Annotated in this window: 13 protein-coding genes; 6 read left to right on the top strand and 7 right to left on the bottom strand. The window is 62.5% G+C overall.

All coding sequences use genetic code 11. The features are described from left to right. Window positions 1-21 precede the first annotated feature (21 nt). A complete protein-coding gene (locus tag U3648_RS15200) occupies window positions 22-1134 on the bottom strand; it encodes a Ppx/GppA phosphatase family protein (protein ID WP_420860087.1) in 1113 nt (370 codons plus the stop codon). Between the two features lie 264 nt (window positions 1135-1398). Here U3648_RS15200 and U3648_RS15195 point away from each other — a divergent pair, with 264 nt between their 5' ends. From U3648_RS15195 to U3648_RS15185, 3 genes are read left to right on the top strand one after another with little or no spacing between them, the layout of a single operon-like run. Continuing rightward, the gene (locus U3648_RS15195) at window positions 1399-1695 is read left to right on the top strand and encodes a virulence factor (RefSeq protein WP_420860086.1); all 297 of its coding nucleotides are present in this window, start codon (window positions 1399-1401) and stop codon (window positions 1693-1695) included. A 47-nt stretch (window positions 1696-1742) separates the two neighbouring features. Further along, window positions 1743-2678, top strand: coding sequence for a methylenetetrahydrofolate reductase (locus U3648_RS15190; protein ID WP_420860085.1), 936 nt, complete (start codon window positions 1743-1745; stop codon window positions 2676-2678). A gap of 9 nt (window positions 2679-2687) precedes the next feature. Then, window positions 2688-3749: a methyltetrahydrofolate cobalamin methyltransferase gene (locus U3648_RS15185; RefSeq protein WP_420860084.1), complete on the top strand. Its 1062-nt coding sequence runs from the start codon at window positions 2688-2690 to the stop codon at window positions 3747-3749. A 48-nt stretch (window positions 3750-3797) separates the two neighbouring features. Here the strand turns inward: U3648_RS15185 and U3648_RS15180 are convergent, their stop codons facing one another. From U3648_RS15180 to bglA, 3 genes are all read right to left on the bottom strand, one after another. Beyond that, complete coding sequence (locus tag U3648_RS15180; protein WP_420860083.1) at window positions 3798-4604, bottom strand: class I SAM-dependent methyltransferase; 807 nt, start codon at window positions 4602-4604, stop codon at window positions 3798-3800. A 69-nt stretch (window positions 4605-4673) separates the two neighbouring features. Continuing rightward, a complete protein-coding gene (locus U3648_RS15175; RefSeq protein WP_420860082.1) occupies window positions 4674-6038 on the bottom strand; it encodes a sulfatase in 1365 nt (454 codons plus the stop codon). Between the two features lie 76 nt (window positions 6039-6114). Then, the gene (bglA, locus tag U3648_RS15170; protein WP_420860081.1) at window positions 6115-7740 is read right to left on the bottom strand and encodes a beta-galactosidase BglA; all 1626 of its coding nucleotides are present in this window, start codon (window positions 7738-7740) and stop codon (window positions 6115-6117) included. Between the two features lie 237 nt (window positions 7741-7977). On the opposite strand from bglA, the gene U3648_RS15165 reads away from it, so the two are divergent. Together U3648_RS15165 and U3648_RS15160 are read left to right on the top strand one after the other, a co-directional pair. Next, the gene (locus tag U3648_RS15165; protein ID WP_420860157.1) at window positions 7978-9024 is read left to right on the top strand and encodes a substrate-binding domain-containing protein; all 1047 of its coding nucleotides are present in this window, start codon (window positions 7978-7980) and stop codon (window positions 9022-9024) included. A gap of 84 nt (window positions 9025-9108) precedes the next feature. Beyond that, window positions 9109-10089, top strand: coding sequence for a glucokinase (locus tag U3648_RS15160; protein ID WP_420860080.1), 981 nt, complete (start codon window positions 9109-9111; stop codon window positions 10087-10089). Between the two features lie 110 nt (window positions 10090-10199). Here the strand turns inward: U3648_RS15160 and U3648_RS15155 are convergent, their stop codons facing one another. From U3648_RS15155 to guaB, 3 genes are all read right to left on the bottom strand, one after another. Then, a complete protein-coding gene (locus U3648_RS15155) occupies window positions 10200-12359 on the bottom strand; it encodes an ATP-binding protein (protein WP_420860079.1) in 2160 nt (719 codons plus the stop codon). A 309-nt stretch (window positions 12360-12668) separates the two neighbouring features. Continuing rightward, window positions 12669-13832: an RsmB/NOP family class I SAM-dependent RNA methyltransferase gene (locus U3648_RS15150; protein ID WP_420860078.1), complete on the bottom strand. Its 1164-nt coding sequence runs from the start codon at window positions 13830-13832 to the stop codon at window positions 12669-12671. A gap of 45 nt (window positions 13833-13877) precedes the next feature. Then, window positions 13878-15326: an IMP dehydrogenase gene (guaB, locus tag U3648_RS15145; protein WP_420860077.1), complete on the bottom strand. Its 1449-nt coding sequence runs from the start codon at window positions 15324-15326 to the stop codon at window positions 13878-13880. Between the two features lie 152 nt (window positions 15327-15478). Between guaB and U3648_RS15140 the strand changes: the two genes are divergently transcribed. Beyond that, window positions 15479-16192, top strand: a complete 714-nt coding sequence (locus tag U3648_RS15140) for a hypothetical protein (protein WP_420860076.1) — start codon at window positions 15479-15481, stop codon at window positions 16190-16192. The last annotated feature ends 93 nt before the right edge of the window (window positions 16193-16285 follow it).

Below are 16285 nucleotides of genomic sequence, written 5' to 3'. Positions count from 1 at the left end.
CGTCAGGCCCGCCCCTTTGCCCTAAAACGGCACGTCTTCCAAGACCCCGTCGGCGCTCATCTGCGCGTAGAGCAGCCCTTCGCGCAGGCCGCGGTCCGCCACCGACATCCGATCGGTCGGCCAGATCCGCATCAGCGCCTGCAAGATCGCCGCGCCGGACATGATCAGCGCCGACCGGTCGCGCCCGATGCGCGGGTCGGCGCGGCGCCCCTCTGGCCCCATAAGAAGGTAGTTGCGGATCACCGCGTCGATCTGGTCCGACGTCATCCGCAGCCCGTCCACCTTATTCCGGTCATAGCGCTTCAGCCCAAGGTGGCTGGCCGCGACCGTGGTGATGGTGCCGCTGGTGCCGATGATCTGGAACCCCTCGCGGGCCTGTTCGGCGGCATAGGGGCTGAACTTCGCAAGGTTCTCCTCGAAGAACCAGCTCATCAGGGCAAAGCGCGCCGCGTCGTCTTCGACATCTTCGAACTGGTCGCGCAGGGTGGCGACGCCCAGAGGGACCGATATCCAATCGACCACACGGGCCGCCGCAAAGGGGCCGGGGTCCTGAATGAACCCACGGTGCAGGCGCATGATCGCGCCGGGGCGTTCCCGGTGCGGCACGTTGGTCAGGTCGATCCAGACCAATTCGGTCGATCCGCCGCCAATATCGACGACCAACAACTGATCTGTCTTGGTGCTGACCAGCGGCGCACAGGAAATGACGGCCAGCCGCGCCTCTTCCTCGGGCGCGATGATATCCAGTTTCAACCCGGTTTCGCGGCGCACCTGATTGATGAACCCTGCCCCGTTCTTGGCGCGGCGGCAGGCTTCCGTCGCGACAAGCCGCATCCGCTTGACCTTGTGACGGGCAAGTTTCTGTTTGCAGATCCGCAAGGCGCTGATGGTGCGCGCCATGGACGACCGGGACAGCTTGCCGCTGCTTTCCAGCCCATGGCCCAGCTGCACGGATTTCGAAAAGCTGTCGATCACATGGAATTGGCTGCCCTTGGGCTGGGCAATCAACATCCGACAACTGTTCGTGCCCAGATCAAGCGCCGCATAAAGCGTCGAGGGATCGGGCGTCGGAGGCACGGGGCGCTCTACCGCTTTGGGGAACGCGCCCGCACCTTTGGGACGCTTGGGCGCCATAACTCACGCCCTCCATATCGAGTTAAGACCAAGCTAGGATGGAAGCCGCATTGGCGCAAGCCCCGTGGCACCCGGAGGCCCATTTGAATGGGCTGCAAGATGATGCTGAAGATTTCTGGAACGCGTCGGCATGTCGCCTGCCGCCCAGCTTTGTTATGCCTTGTCGTCGCAAGGATCGCTCACCATGTCGAAAACCGACCCTGTGTCGTTTTTCGCGCGGGCTATGAGGGCAGCAGAAACATCGAAGGGTAAGGGAATCATCCCATGGCCGAAGTTACCATCGTCTACTGGCGGGACATCCCCGCGCAGGTCATCGTCGGAAAGGGCCGCCGGGGCACCAAGGTGCAGCTTCCCGAACGGTTCGAACAGGCGATTGACCGGGCCGCGATGAAGACCGGGGCCGCCGGAACGGACGACTATCTTGCCGAATGGCGCAAGGCCGAACCGTTTACCGTCGATGGCGAAGATGCCGAGGTCGCAGCCGCAGAGGCCGCCCGGATCGACGCGGAATACACCCAAGAGCGCATCAAGGCTCTTATCGCGAATGATGGCTGGTCGTGACGACCCCGCCCAAAGATCCCATCCAGGCCCGCATCAAGGAGGCTGTCGTGTCCGTATTTCCCTTCCTCAAGAAGAAAGAAGCCCCTGCCGCGGGCACCCCGGTCAACCCCGAGGTCGAGGCCTTTCTGAAAGGCTATTCGATCGAGGTGATGCCGCGCACCGCCGAGAAGGTCGAAGATTTCCGCGACCTGCTGCCGGGCGGCACCCGGGTCTATATCGCCCATATCGAAGGCACCCCGATCGACGACATGGTCGCCACCGCCAAGCGGATCAAGGGCGAAGGCTTTGACGTGATGCCCCACTTCCCGGCGCGGATCATCAAGGATCAGGCCACGCTGGCCGACTGGATCGCCCGCTATCAGGGCGAAGCAGGCGTCGAACAGGCGCTTCTGCTGGCCGGTGGCGTTGCCAAGCCGCATGGCGATTTCCACTGCTCCATGCAGCTGTTGGAAACCGGTGAATTCGGCAAGGCAGGTTTCAAGCGCCTGCACGTCGCGGGCCACCCCGAAGGCAACAAGGACATCGACCCGGATGGGTCGGACAAGAATGTCATGGACGCCCTGCGCTGGAAGCAGACGTTCAACGAAACCTCGGATGCCGAAATGGCGCTGGCCACCCAGTTCTGTTTCGAAGCCAAGCCCGTCATCGCTTGGGCCGACCGCCTGCGGGCAGAAGGCATCGACCTGCCGATTCATATCGGTGTGGCCGGTCCGGCCAAGCTGCAAACGCTGATCAAGTTCGCCATCGCCTGTGGCGTCGGCCCGTCGCTGAAGGTTCTGCAAAAGCGGGCCATGGACGTGTCCAAGCTCCTGCTGCCATACGAGCCGAACGAATTTATCGGTGAACTGGCCGCCCATGCTGCCAAGACCCCCGATTTCAACATCACCCAGGTGCATTTCTTCCCGCTGGGCGGGATCAAGACCAATGCCAATTGGGCCATCGAAAACGGCGGCGCTTCTGCCGTCCCCGCAGCCAAAGCCTAAGGAAGAGCCATGACCCGCACGATCGTCGAGTCCAAGACCAAAACCGCCATCATCGGGTTCGACCAGCCCTTCTGCGTGATCGGTGAACGGATCAACCCCACCGGCCGCAAGAAGCTGGCCGCGGAACTGGAAGCGGGCGACTTTTCGACCGTGGAAAAGGACGCGATTTCGCAGGTGGCAGCCGGGGCGACCGTTCTCGATATCAACGCGGGCGTGGTCTACAACTCCAACCCGAACCCGAACGAGACCGAACCGCCGCTGATGACCAAGATCGTCGAGCTGGTTCAGGGCCTCGTGGATGTGCCGCTCTGCATCGATAGCTCGGTTCCAGCCGCGCTTGAGGCCGGGCTTCAGGCCGCCGAAGGCCGCCCGCTCTTGAACTCGGTCACCGGCGAAGAAGACCGGCTCGAATTCGTGCTGCCGCTGGTCAAGAAATACAACGTGCCGGTCGTGGCGATTTCCAACGATGACACCGGGATTTCCGAAGACCCCGACGTGCGTTTTGCCGTGGCCAAGAAGATCGTGGAACGCGCCGCCGATTTCGGCATCCCCGCCCATGATATCGTGGTCGACCCACTGGTGATGCCGATCGGCGCCATGGCGACCGCCGGTCAGCAGGTGTTCGCCCTTGTGCGCCGCCTGCGCGAAGAACTGGGCGTCAACACCACCTGCGGTGCGTCGAACATTTCTTTCGGCCTGCCGAACCGTCACGGCATCAACAACGCCTTCCTGCCGATGGCGATGGGCGCTGGCATGACCTCTGCGATCATGAACCCGGTCGCGCTGCCGACCGCCAAGTCGAAGATCGCCGAGAAGCGGGCCGAGATCGAAGCCGCCGGGATCATCCTGCCCGCCGATATGGACGACGAGGCCCTGTGCCAGATGTTCGGCCTTGGCAGCACCCAGTTCCGCGCCGGCAAGGAAATGGAGGCCATCCGCGCCGCCAACCTGCTGACCAACAACGACCCGCATGGCGGCGACTGGATCCGGTTCAACAAGCCCGCGGGCAGCGCCGGGGCAGACGCAGGGAAATCCGGCGGACGCCGGGGTGGGCGTCGTCGCACGGCCTGACCTTCTAACAGATCGGGGCGCCTTCGGGCGCCCTTTTCATGTCAGGTTTCACATCTGGGGCTTGGTGCCGATCGCGGTCGCGAAAAGCTGAAACCCGTACAGCGTTTTGGCCGCGACCCGCCGGTTATGCTCCTCGATCAGGGCGTCACGCAGGCCTGCCCCGATCTGCCCCCGCTCGACCATCTGTTTCGTGGTGACCTCGACCCAGGGCAGCATCATCGGCGCACCGTCGGTCAGCCGGTTCCACAGCTGGAAATGGTCCACGGCAAGCCCCACACCGGTCAGAAGGCCCCGAAGCTTGCCAACGATATAGGCGTCGGTGACGAAATCGCTGACAAACGTTCGGGCAAGGCTGTCCAGGGGATCGTTGGGAAAGCTGGCAAAAGACCCTTTCGAGAAATCCGCATCGCAAACCGCGATCCTGCCGCCCGGCCGAAGCACGCGCAGGGCCTCTTTCAGGATCGGGAATGGGTCCGTGACGTGGGACAGAACCGTATGGATCACCACGGCATCAACGCTGTCTTCCGCGACAGGAAGGGCGGCCCCATCCGCGACTTCGAATGACAGGTTGTCCACCCCGGCCGCGCGGCTTCGTGCCTCTTTGACGAACCCCTCAGAGGGTTCAAAGCCGGTCACCCTTGCCACCGGGAACCGGGCGGCGATACGGCGGCTCACGGCCCCTGCCCCCGCTCCGATCTCGACAATGCGGGTGACGTCCGTCTGATCCAGCCGGTCCAGATAGTCCGCGACGATGGCCTCCATCGTCGGGTCCGATTGGCGCATGTCCATAGCATCCGCGAACATCGTGATGAAATCCGCGCCAGCCGCGTCGACATCCTGAAACGGGTCGGCCATTGGTCAATTCCTTCTGTTCCCCGGTCCGAGGCTAGCACTCGGATGCGGAATCACAAAAGGATACCTGGGCTAGGCGTCCGGCTCTGCCGCTGGTGGGACGATATCCCCGATGGCGGCGTTCATGATCGATTGATAATGGTTCGCCAGCCCGCGCAGGTTATCCCCTGCCCCATTGGCCAGCAGGTTGACGTGTTCAAACGGGTCCGCCTCGCTGTCGTACATCTCTTCCCCGCCGTTCCAATACAGGGTGTAACGGTGGGTCTTGCTGCGCAGGGAAAAGGCGATCCGCCCGTCCTCGGGGCTGCCCCATGTGCCCCAGACCGAGACGACGGGTTTCTTCCGTTCCCAATGTTCACCGCGCAAGACCGGGCTGAAATCCTCGCCATCCAGACGGTGCGCGGCGCGCGCGCCAGTAAGGGACATAAGGGTAGGATAGATGTCCAGCAGGGACACGGGTTCGTGGCAATCGCCCCGCACGACCCCCGGCCCGGCGACCATCAAGGGCACCCGCAACGCGCGTTCCCAAAGGGAGAACTTCCGGAAGGTCAGTTTTTCACCCAACTGCCAGCCGTGATCGGACCAAAGGACAATCAATGTGTTGTCCATCTGGCCGGTCTCTTCCAACCGGTCCAGAACCTTGCCCAACAAGGTGTCGGCATAGGTGATCGAGGCCAGATAGGCCCGCAGGAAATCATTGTATTCCCCGAACTTGTGCAGCGCCCAGCCGGTCCAGCGACCGATGAATTTCTGTGCCTCTTCCGGCAGATCGTCGATCAGCTTGCTGTTGCCCGGCCGGAATGTCGGCTGGCCAAGTCCGGGCGGTGGCGCAATCTCGCCCGGGTACATGTCGAAATATTCCTTCGGCACGATAAAAGGCAGATGTGGCCGATAAAGCCCAAACCCCCAGAACTGGTGGTCCAACCCCGGTTGAATCCGGTCGCAGATCCAGTCGGTGTTCACCGCGTCGAAATCGGCGCGATCCTCGGGGTCGGGGCCGAAATCCGTCAGGCGGCCAAGCTTGCCCGCCGCGACGACCTTGCTGACGATGGGATACTTGCGGTGGCGGATGTCGGATTTGTAGTCATCCCAATCGGCGGGGTCGTATCCTTTCACATCCAGATGAAATATTTTTCCTGCACCGACAGTAGTATAGCCCGCGTTCTTCATCGCCCCGACCAGCGACAGCCGCTGCCCCGAGGGGTAGTGATAGTGCCATTTCTCAGTGTTGGAATAGACACCGGTTTCCCAAGGGTTCTGACCAAACAACGCGGCGGTGCGGGACGGGGAACAGGCCGGAACCGGGGCATAGGCGTTGTGAAACAGCATCCCCATTTTGGCCAACCGCGACAGGTTCGGGGTCCGCACCTGTGGGTGGCCGCCCAGCGGCTCGATCCAATCGTTAAGATCCTCGATAGAGGCGAACAGGATATTCATGCCGCCACCCTATCCGATCCGCCGACCGCGTCACGGTGAAAATGGCCCGCGCGTCGCCGCACGGGCCGTTTCCATATCAGGCTGTCTGTCGCAGGAAACACACCTGCCAGGGCCCCAGATGCAGCTTGCCATCGGCACTGGGATGCGCGCCGCCCAGTTCTTCGCCGATCGGTTCCCAACTGCCCGCGGGCATGGCAACGTCCGAAGGCGTGTCGCTGATGTTGAAAGCGCAGAAAATCGTCTCGTCCCCGGCGCTGCGGGTAAAGCTGATCACCTCGCCGCTGGCGGTCAGACCGCCGTGATCTCCCGACATCAGCGCCGGATGGGCATGACGGAAGGCAATCGCGCGGCGGTAGTGATGCAGCAGCGCGGTTGGGTCCTGTTCCTGTGCGTTGACCGACAGGCCAAGGTGTTCCCGGGCAACCGGTAGCCACGGACGTCCTTCGGTAAATCCGCCGTTCTGGTTTGACGGCTCCCAGACCATCGGCGTGCGGCACCCATCGCGGCCTTTGAATTCCGGCCAGAATTCAATGCCATAGGGGTCCTGCAGGTCCTCAAAGGCGACATCGGCCTCGGGCAGCCCCAATTCTTCACCCTGATAGAAACAGACCGACCCACGCAGTGCGATGATCAGGCTGGCAAACATCCGCTGTGCCGCGGGCGGCAGGTTCCAGCGGCTGGCGTGACGCATCACGTCATGGTTGGAAAACGCCCAGCAGGCCCAGCCATCAGCCGCGACCTCGTCCACCTTGTTCAGGACTTCGATGATCCGGGTGGCGGTCGGCGTGTCAGCGGCGAGGAATTCGAAGGCATAGCACATCTGCATCAGGTCATCCCCTGCGGTGTACTGGCCCATGATCTCAAGGCCCCGCTGGGCATCGCCCACCTCGCCCACGGCGGCGGCGCCGAAGGGCTCCATCACCGCGCGCAATTTCCGCAGGAAATCAAAGTTTTCCGGGCGGTTCTTGTCATAAAGATGTTCCTGGTGGTTATAGGGGTTCACGCTGGGCGCGATAGTTGCGTTGCGCAGTTCCGGGGCCAGCGGCGGGTTGTCCCGCAACTCCTTGTCGTGGACGTAGAAGTTGATGGTATCGAGCCGGAAGCCATCGACACCCCGGTTCAGCCAAAACCGGCCAACGTCCAGAAGCGCGTTCTGCACATCGGGGTTGTGGAAGTTCAGATCGGGCTGCGACACAAGGAAATTGTGCAGATAATACTGTTCCCGACGGGCATCCCACTGCCACGCCGATCCACCGAAAATCGACAGCCAGTTCGTGGGCGGGGTCCCGTCCGGCTTCGGGTCGGCCCAGACGTACCAATCGGCGCGGTCATTGTCGCGGCTGGCCCGGCTTTCCACGAACCACGGATGCTGGTCGCTGGTGTGACTCAGGACAAGGTCGATCATCACCCGGACGCCAAGCCGGTGCGCGGTTTCGATCACCGCATCGAAATCGGCCAGCGTGCCGAACATCGGATCAACGTCGCAATAGTCGCTGACGTCATAGCCGAAATCCTTCATCGGCGAGGTGAAGAAGGGCGAAATCCAGATCGCATCGACCCCAAGCGAGGCGATATAGGGCAGCCGTTCGACGATTCCGGCAAGGTCGCCGATCCCGTCGCCATTGCTGTCCTGATAGCTGCGCGGATAAATCTGATAGATCACCGCGCCGCGCCACCAATCCCGGTTCATTTCAATCGTCATGGGTTCGATCCTTGGGAAATCGGCCACCACCTGGCCGGAGTTGCGCCACCTGTTAACGCAAACATAACGTCAACACCACATCCAAGGCGCTTTGAGCAGCGCTTATCCCCTATCCCCTCCCATGTCGACAGGGGCCGGACCGGATTTTCGGGCAATCCGCAGGAAACATTTTGACCCCCCGGCACCGCGCGCGTTAAGTGGCCTAGACCCTTTTGCAACCGCTTTGAATCGATGACAATCAACCTCAAGGAACTCTCTGCTAGACTTGGGCTGAGCCAGACCACGGTGAGCCGGGCGCTCAACGGGTATCCGGAGGTGTCAAAAACTACCCGCGAACGGGTCGCGCAGGCGGCCGATCGTTACGGGTATCGTCCCAACCCGCGGGCCAAGGGGCTGGCGGTTGGCCGTGCCTTTGCCATCGGACAGGTAATCAGGTCGGATGGACCAACAGAGATGGTCAACCCGATCTTCGGGGATTTCATCGCCGGCGCTGGCGCGGTCTATAGCAAGGCTGGCTTCGAACTGATCCTGTCGGTGATTTCCGATGGAAACGAGGCGGCTGCGTATCGCGGTCTAAAGACCCGTGGCGCGGTCGATGGTGTCGTCGTGAATTCGCCGCTGGTATCGGACCCGCGCTTTCCCCTGTTGCAGGACATCGGCCTGCCCTTTGTCGTGCATGGCCAGACGCTGGGCCCGGTTCCCGACTACGATTGGGTCGACATCGACAACTATGCAGCTTTCAAAACCGCAACCCGGCATCTGACAGATCTTGGGCATCGCCGGATCGGGCTGATTAACGGGTTCGAATCGATGACATTCGCGCATCTGCGCCGCGCGGGATACGAAGACAGCCTGCGCGCGGTCGGAGTGGCGGCGGACCCGGCGATCATGGTCAGCGGCGAAATGACCGAGGATCAGGGCTACCACGCCGCGCATGATATGCTCGCTATGGCGAAGGCCCCCACTGCATTTGTCGTGTCGTCTATCATTTCGGCCTATGGCGTGCGCCGCGCGATCGAAACATTGGGATTGGTCATGGGGCGGGACGTTTCCGTCGTCATCCATGACGATATGCTGTCCTATCTCAAGAACGGGACGTCGGACCGGCCCATTTTCACCGCGACCCGGTCATCTGTTCGCGATGCCGGACGTGATGTGGCAGAGATGCTGATCCGCCGGATCAGGAACCCAAGCTTGCCGCCACAACATCTGCTTTTGCCAGTCGACCTGGTACAGGGGAGGTCTTCCGGCCCGCCCCCTGATGTTTTGGGACCCATGGCTTGAGCCTTGAGAGATTGTTCCCTATGAGGGCAAAGACGATAGTTTAGCGCTAACATCGCGCCAACGACACAGCAACGGACAACAGCCATGGCACACCCCGCGAACACCTATTCCCTTGTGGCCGATATCGGCGGGACAAACACGCGGGTCGCGCTGTGCGAAGGGCGTCGGGTTCTGGGCGGGACGATCCGACGGTACTCCAACGCGAAATTCCCGGGGCTGGAGGCCGTTCTGTCGCAATATATCGCTGACGAGGGCGGGGTCGACACCAAGGCGATCTGCGTCGCGGTCGCGGGCCCGGTCCGGGATGGCCGCGCTGCGATGACGAACCTTGACTGGACCATCGATAAACCGACCCTTGCCCGCGCGGCAAAGGCCGAGACAACGGCGATCCTGAACGACCTGCAGGCGCAGGGGCACGCGCTGGGGCACATCGACGCCGCGAACCTGCGGTCTGTGCTGGACGGCCCGGCGGGCAACGAACGGGCGGCCAAACTGGTCATCGGGGTTGGGACTGGGTTCAACGCGGCGCCGGTCTTTGATGGCGAAACCGCCCGGCTTGTCCCACCGTCCGAGGCGGGCCATGCCAACCTGCCGATCCGGACAGAGGCCGAAATGCGCCTGTGCCGCTATGTCGAGACTGCACATGGGTTTCCGGCGATCGAAGATGTTCTGTCCGGGCGGGGGTTGGAACGTGTCTATGCCTGGCTGGGGGAAGAGGCAGGCGATCCGCGACCGCTCAAAGCCGCCGATATCATGGCCGCACAGTCAGCAGGCACCGACCCGCGCGCAACCGAAGCGGTCAAGACATTCGTCCGTATTCTTGGCACTGTTGCCGGGAACCTAGCCCTGATCCAACTGCCCTTTGGTGGCGTCTTCCTTGTTGGTGGCGTGGCCAGGGCCATGGCGCCCTACCTGCACGAATACGGATTCGGCGAGGCCTTCCGCGACAAGGGGCGCTTTGCCGGGTTCATGGGCAACTTTGCCGTTTCGGTGATCGAAGATGATTTCGCCGCGCTGACGGGCTGTGCTGCGCATCTTGTCGACCTTGAAAGCCGGCGCGGCTAGCCGCCCAGCCCCGATTCGACATCCCCCTGAAACGGACGTTAGCCGCCTTTCGCCCGACCGGCTCAAACATGAGCAAAAATATGGCGTCCTCAACGCAAAATCGAACAGAGCTAATGCAGTTGCCCGCGCACCGTTGACGTCAATTCATTGAGCGAGAATGGCTTAGGCAGGAAGACGGAATTCGGGATCGCTTCCTCATTCTCGCCAAAGGCGTCCTCGGCATAGCCCGAGACAAAGACCACCCGCGTATCCGGGCGGCTTTGAAGCGCTTCCCGAACCCAGGTCGGTCCGTCTTTGCCCGGCATGATCACATCGGTGACGAAAATATCCACGTGCAGCCCCTCGTCTTCGAGCATTTCCAATGCGGTTTCGGCGCTGTCTGCTTCCAGCACCGTGTAGCCCCGAAGCCGCAGCGCCCGAGAGGCGAAGGCCCGCACCGGCGCTTCGTCTTCGACCAGAAGGACGACGCCGCCGCCCATCGTGTCCGGCAAGCTATGGTCGGGCGTCGCCGCCACAGTCCGGTGTGCAAAGACCGGCGTCTCCGGGGCGGGATCGGCGATGGTTTGGTCATGTACCGGGAAATAAAGCGTGAAGACCGACCCGGTCCCAACCTCGCTGTCGGCAAAGATGAAACCGCCGGTCTGCTTGACGATCCCATAGGCGGTCGAAAGCCCCAGACCGGTCCCCTCACCCGTTCGCTTGGTGGTGTAGAACGGCTCGAATATCTTGGTGATCTTTTCGGGGCGAATTCCCATCCCTTCGTCGATGACGCGCACCATGACGTACTCCCCGGCCGGCACCTTCGCCCGATCACGGTTCAGCGGTTCGGTCAGCGTCAGATTCTCGGTTTCCACGCGAATCTCGCCCCCCGACGGCATTGCGTCGCGGGCGTTAACCACAAGGTTCATGATCACCTGTTCCAGCTGCCGCTTGTCCGCACGGATCGGCATCAGGTCCGGGTCGTGGTTCAACAGAAGTTTGACCTTCTCGCCGACCAGCCGGTTCAAAAGATGGGTCAAGTCCGCCAGGGTGTCGCGCAGGTCGATCACCTCGGGCCGCAGGTTCTGTTTGCGCGAAAATGCCAGCAGCTGCCCCACAAGTGAGGCCGCCCGATTGGCGTTCTGGTGGATCTGGATCAGGTCGGAATAATCCTGATCTCCCTGATCGTGACGCAGCAACAACAGGTCGCAATGCCCTGAAATCGCGGTCAAAAGATTATTGAAGTCATGGGCGACGCCACCGGCGAGCTGGCCGATCGCCTGCATCTTCTGGCTTTGAACGAATTGCGCCTCGAGCGATTTGAATTCGGTCATGTCGTTCAGAACGGCGACAAGGTGCCGATCGTCGCCTTCACCGGCCGCATTCAGGGAAACCTGGACAAAGAAATCCTGCTTCTCTCCGCGTCCGCGCAGGAACTGGCTGTCGCCGTCGCGCTGGCCGTTTGCGACCTCTTGCAGCCAGTCGATGATCGGGCGGCCCAAGCCTTCCAACAGGTCGGAAAGGCGGGTTCCTTCGCCCAACTGGCCAACCAGCGACCGGGCCTCGCGATTGGAGGCCAGAACCTCGCCCGTGCGCGCAACCTTCAACAGGGGGACCGGCAGGTCTTCGATGGCGTCCCAGGTGGCCAGGCCAGAGGGCGCATCGCCTGTCGTGTTGTCGTTTCCGGGGATCAGGAACACCTCTTGGCGCCCGCCGCTGCCCGAGACGATGGCCACAGTCGCGGAGACTTCACCCGCCGCGCCTTGAATCCGGTGCATTCGGCCCGACACCAGCGGAAGATCTGAAAACACCTGAGACAGGGCACGGGGCCGTTTGCCCACAAGCCTTCGGAAACTGTCGTTCATATAGAGGATCGTGCCCGACGGACCAGCGGTAAGCATCGGGAGCGCCTGCCCCTCCTGCCCCTTGTCCTGCCCGGCTTTCGCCTCGTCCAGATGTTCGACGCGCCAGATGAAATTCCCGTCGGTCACACTTGTCACGCTCAGCCGAACGCGCCCCCGCCGGGTCGAGATCACTTCTTGCACGGCGCCCTCTGCATCCGCGCGGGACTGGATGCGGAACAGCACGGCAGTAGGATTGGCAAAGACGTCTGCAAACCGTGCAGTCAGCGTATCTTCCCCCTCCGGCCCCGGCCCGCTGGCGGCGTTGTGGCCGATCACCAGACCGGTCGGATCGCACAGGTAGGATGGCACCGCGTCGTTCTGGATCAGGTCCATCAACGCGCCAGACACCATCTTGCGTCGCCCGCCGACAACCCACGCCTGCGCCATTTGTCCAAGTGCAAATACCGCAAGGGTACCGCCGAGGATCTGCAGTCCGAGCACGGCATACCATTGAGACATGAAAAACGATGCGATCACCGACAGAACGCCGAGGCCGAGCACAGGCGCCGCTCCGACCCGCAGGGATGTGGTAGGCAACCTGCGGCCCTTGGTCTGCCGAAATGCACTGCTTAGATCAGATTGGCTCACGGCTGCCCTTTCAAATCACCCGAATGCACAAAACCGCAAAGGGGTTAATCGCCTCTTAACGTTGCAAGAGAGATTACGGGCTAAAGCGTCATTTGCAACCTTTGGTTGCTACTGCGGCCTAACCAACAGCGCCAGATAGAAGCCATCCCAAGCCTTCGTTGGCGCAAGCCGCATTTCGTCGTGCAGGGTCCAGTCGGGATGCCGCGACAGGAAATCCTTGATCCGATCCTCGTTTTCTTCCCGAAAGACAGAACAGGTGGCATATGCCAGCTGTCCACCGGGTCTGACGTGGCCCACTGCTTCGTCCAAGACATTGTCCTGCATTTGGCAGAGGGCCGCGAGCCGGTCAGAAGTCAGGTTCCATTTCGCCTCTGGGGTGCGCCGCCACGTTCCCGACCCGGAACAGGGCGCGTCGCAGAAGACGACATCAAAGTCTTTGGATTGAATGGGTTGTGGGGCGATGTGAATGTTGACGCCGGCGCGCTTGGCGCGGACGGGGATATCTGCCATCCGCCGCGCATCGATATCATGGGCAGTGACCCTGGCCCCCTGCGCGGCCAGGGCAAGCGACTTGCCACCGCCGCCCGCGCAATAATCCAGAACAGTCTGTCCTGACAGATCCCCCAGCCGCAGGATTGCCAACTGCGATGCGGCATCCTGAGGTTCCACAAGCCCTGATAGAAACGCGGCGGAACCGGATATTTTACGAGCATTTTCCGTTACATGAAGGGCGGTCTTTACGTCTTCCACTGGGGTGGCAGCGATCCCTTCCGATGCGAGCCGTTCGATCGCCTCACTCACCGTTCCACGCGCCCTGTTGACCCGCAACGTCACCGGCGCACGTGCCTGCAAAACGGCTAGCGCATCCGCCGCGCCGTCTTCGCCCAGAGCCGCGACAAACAGGGGCCAGAGCCAGTCCGGACAATCGAGCGTTTCGGTCCGGGTCGCACTTGCAGGTGGAGTTGCCAGTTCTTCTGCGGACAGGGGTGTCGGTGCATGGCCAACACCATTAAAAGCACTTTCTAAATCAATGCCTTCTGACCGAAACCTGCCAATCATCAGGCCGCGCCCTGTCAGCCCTCCGCCAAGGGCGGCGAAGGACCGACGGCAGCGGATGGCGTCAAACACATGGTCGCGGATTGCCGCGCGATCCTTGGACCCGGCAAAGCGCGACCGGCGCGCCCAGTTGGTCAACGCCTTTTCGGCCGGGGTGCCGGCCAGCCATTCGTCCAGAATCTCGATGGCGGCGCTGACCCGCGCGGCCGGGGTCACCGCCCCTGCCCCGCATTAAGTTGACACGCCACCACGTTGAATTCCCTAGCCAATCCGATAGTTCGGGCTTTCACGCGTGATCTGCACGTCATGCACGTGGCTTTCCTTCAGACCGGCGCCGGTGATCCGCACGAAGGACGCGTTCTTGCGCATCTCGGCCACGGTCGCATTGCCGGTATAGCCCATAGCAGCGCGTAGGCCGCCGACAAGCTGGTGTACAACCGCGCTGGCCGACCCCTTGTAAGGCACCTGACCTTCGATCCCTTCGGGCACCAGTTTGTCGCTGGCGGCATCCTTCTGGAAATACCGGTCGGCCGAGCCGCGGGCCATCGCCCCAAGGCTGCCCATGCCGCGATAGGCCTTGAACGACCGGCCCTGATACAAGATCACCTCGCCCGGGCTTTCGTCGGTGCCCGCGATCATGCTGCCGACCATCGCGCAGGAGGCCCCGGCCGCTATCGCCTTGGCAAAATCGCCCGAAAACTTGATCCCGCCATCGGCGATCACCGGGGTGTCGCCTGCGGCGCGGGCGCAATCCATGATCGCGGTCAACTGCGGCACACCAACGCCTGCAACCATACGTGTTGTGCAGATCGACCCCGGCCCGATCCCGACCTTGACCGCATCCGCGCCCGCATCGATCAACGCCTTGGTGGCCTCACCCGTCGCCACGTTGCCCGCGATGACCTGCACGGTGTTCGACAACCGCTTGACCCGGTCGACGGCCTGCAACACGCCTTCGCTGTGGCCGTGCGCCGTATCGATCACCACGATATCGACGCCCGCGTCGATCAGCGCCTCGGTCCTTTCAAAGCCCGCGTCGCCAACGCCCGTGGCCGCGGCAACCCGCAAGCGGCCCAGTTCATCCTTGCAGGCGGTGGGGTTCAGGACTGCCTGTTCGGTGTCCTTCAAGGTCAGCAGGCCGGTCAGCTTGCCGGTGCCATCATGCACAAGCAGTTTTTCGATCCGGCGGGACCGCATCAGCGATTTCGCCTCTTCCAGATCGGCAGGTTCGGCAAGCATGGCAAGGTTGTCGGCGGTCATCACCGCATGAACCGGTGTATCGTCCGAGGTCGCAAACCGCATATCGCGATTGGTCACAATCCCGACGACCCGGCCCTGTTCGTCAACCACCGGAAACCCGGTGAAATTGTACCGCTCGACCAGCGCGCGCGCGTCGGCGATGGTCTGGTTCGCGGTCAGGGTGACAGGGTTATAGACGATCCCGGATTCGAACCGTTTGACCCGGCGCACTTCGCGGGCCTGTTCTTCGACATTCAGGTTCTTGTGAACCACGCCGATCCCGCCGGCCTGCGCCATTGCAATGGCCATCCGCGCCTCGGTCACGGTGTCCATCGCACTGGACAAAAGCGGGATGTTCATTCGGATCGACCGGGTGACATTGGTGCGGGTATCGGCGGTTGACGGCAGCACCGAAGATGCGGCCGGAACCAGCAGAACATCGTCGAAGGTGAGGGCCTCGCGAATCTCCATGTGGGTCTCCATGGGGTGGCTTCGTTTGGCGCTTCCCTATTTCACGATTGCCGGAAGAGGGAAAGGCCGAAATCCGGCCTGTTGCGGGTTTTCCCGGAGCGGCCACGGGTCGCGCCCGCTGAATCCCCTGTCAAATGCGCAGGACCGGGGCCATGATGCGGATCAGGATGGACCATGATGACCCGTTTCTACGCGCCGGCCTGCCGCCCGCCCCGCCCTTCTGGGTATCCGTGGGCCGGATGGTGCTGCGCCTCGCGCTGATCGGGGTTCTGGTTCTTGCCGGCTATTGGGCCATGGACTGGGTGATGCGGAACGAGGCGGCAGAGACATGGCCGGTGATCCTCGGACTGATCCTGATCTACGGGTTCCTGATCAGCATCCCGTTCCTGCCCGGGATCGAGGTGGGGTTGGGCCTTCTTCTGATGGAGGGGCCGGACGTCGCGCCGCTGGTCTGGGCCGGGACGGTCGTGGGCCTGTCGCTAGCCTATTGCGTCGGGCATTTTCTTCCGGGGCGGATGCTGCATACGTTCTTCGCGGATCTTAGGATGGTGCAGGCCTGTCAGCTGGTGGATCGGCTGGACCGGCTGCCCCCTGAAGACAGGCTGTCGTGGTTGCGGGCGCGGCTGCCGGGCTGGATCGCGGCCCGGCTGGGCACCGGGCGCTATGTGATCCTTGGCCTTGTGGTCAACCTGCCGGGCAGCGCGCTGATCGGGGGCGGCGGCGGCATTGCGCTGACTGCCGGGCTCAGCCGCCTGTTCCGGCCCGGTCTTGTGGTTCTGACCTTCGTGATCGCCACCTCTCCGGTCCCGATTGCGGTGATGATCTGGGGCCCTCAGGTGGCCGATTGGCTGGCCAACCGGGGCTGATGCCGCTGGCGGTCTGAAACATGACGGGATCGGCCTTTCCCTTGGCAGACATTCCACTATCTTGCCGACAATCGCGAACATCCAAGGCCCGAG

It is taken from the genome of Marivivens marinus, assembly GCF_035969385.1.
In the GTDB taxonomy this organism is placed as follows: domain Bacteria; phylum Pseudomonadota; class Alphaproteobacteria; order Rhodobacterales; family Rhodobacteraceae; genus SELP01.
The sequence above is the reverse complement of the archived record's forward strand: the minus strand, read 5'-3'. Positions and strand labels throughout refer to the sequence as shown.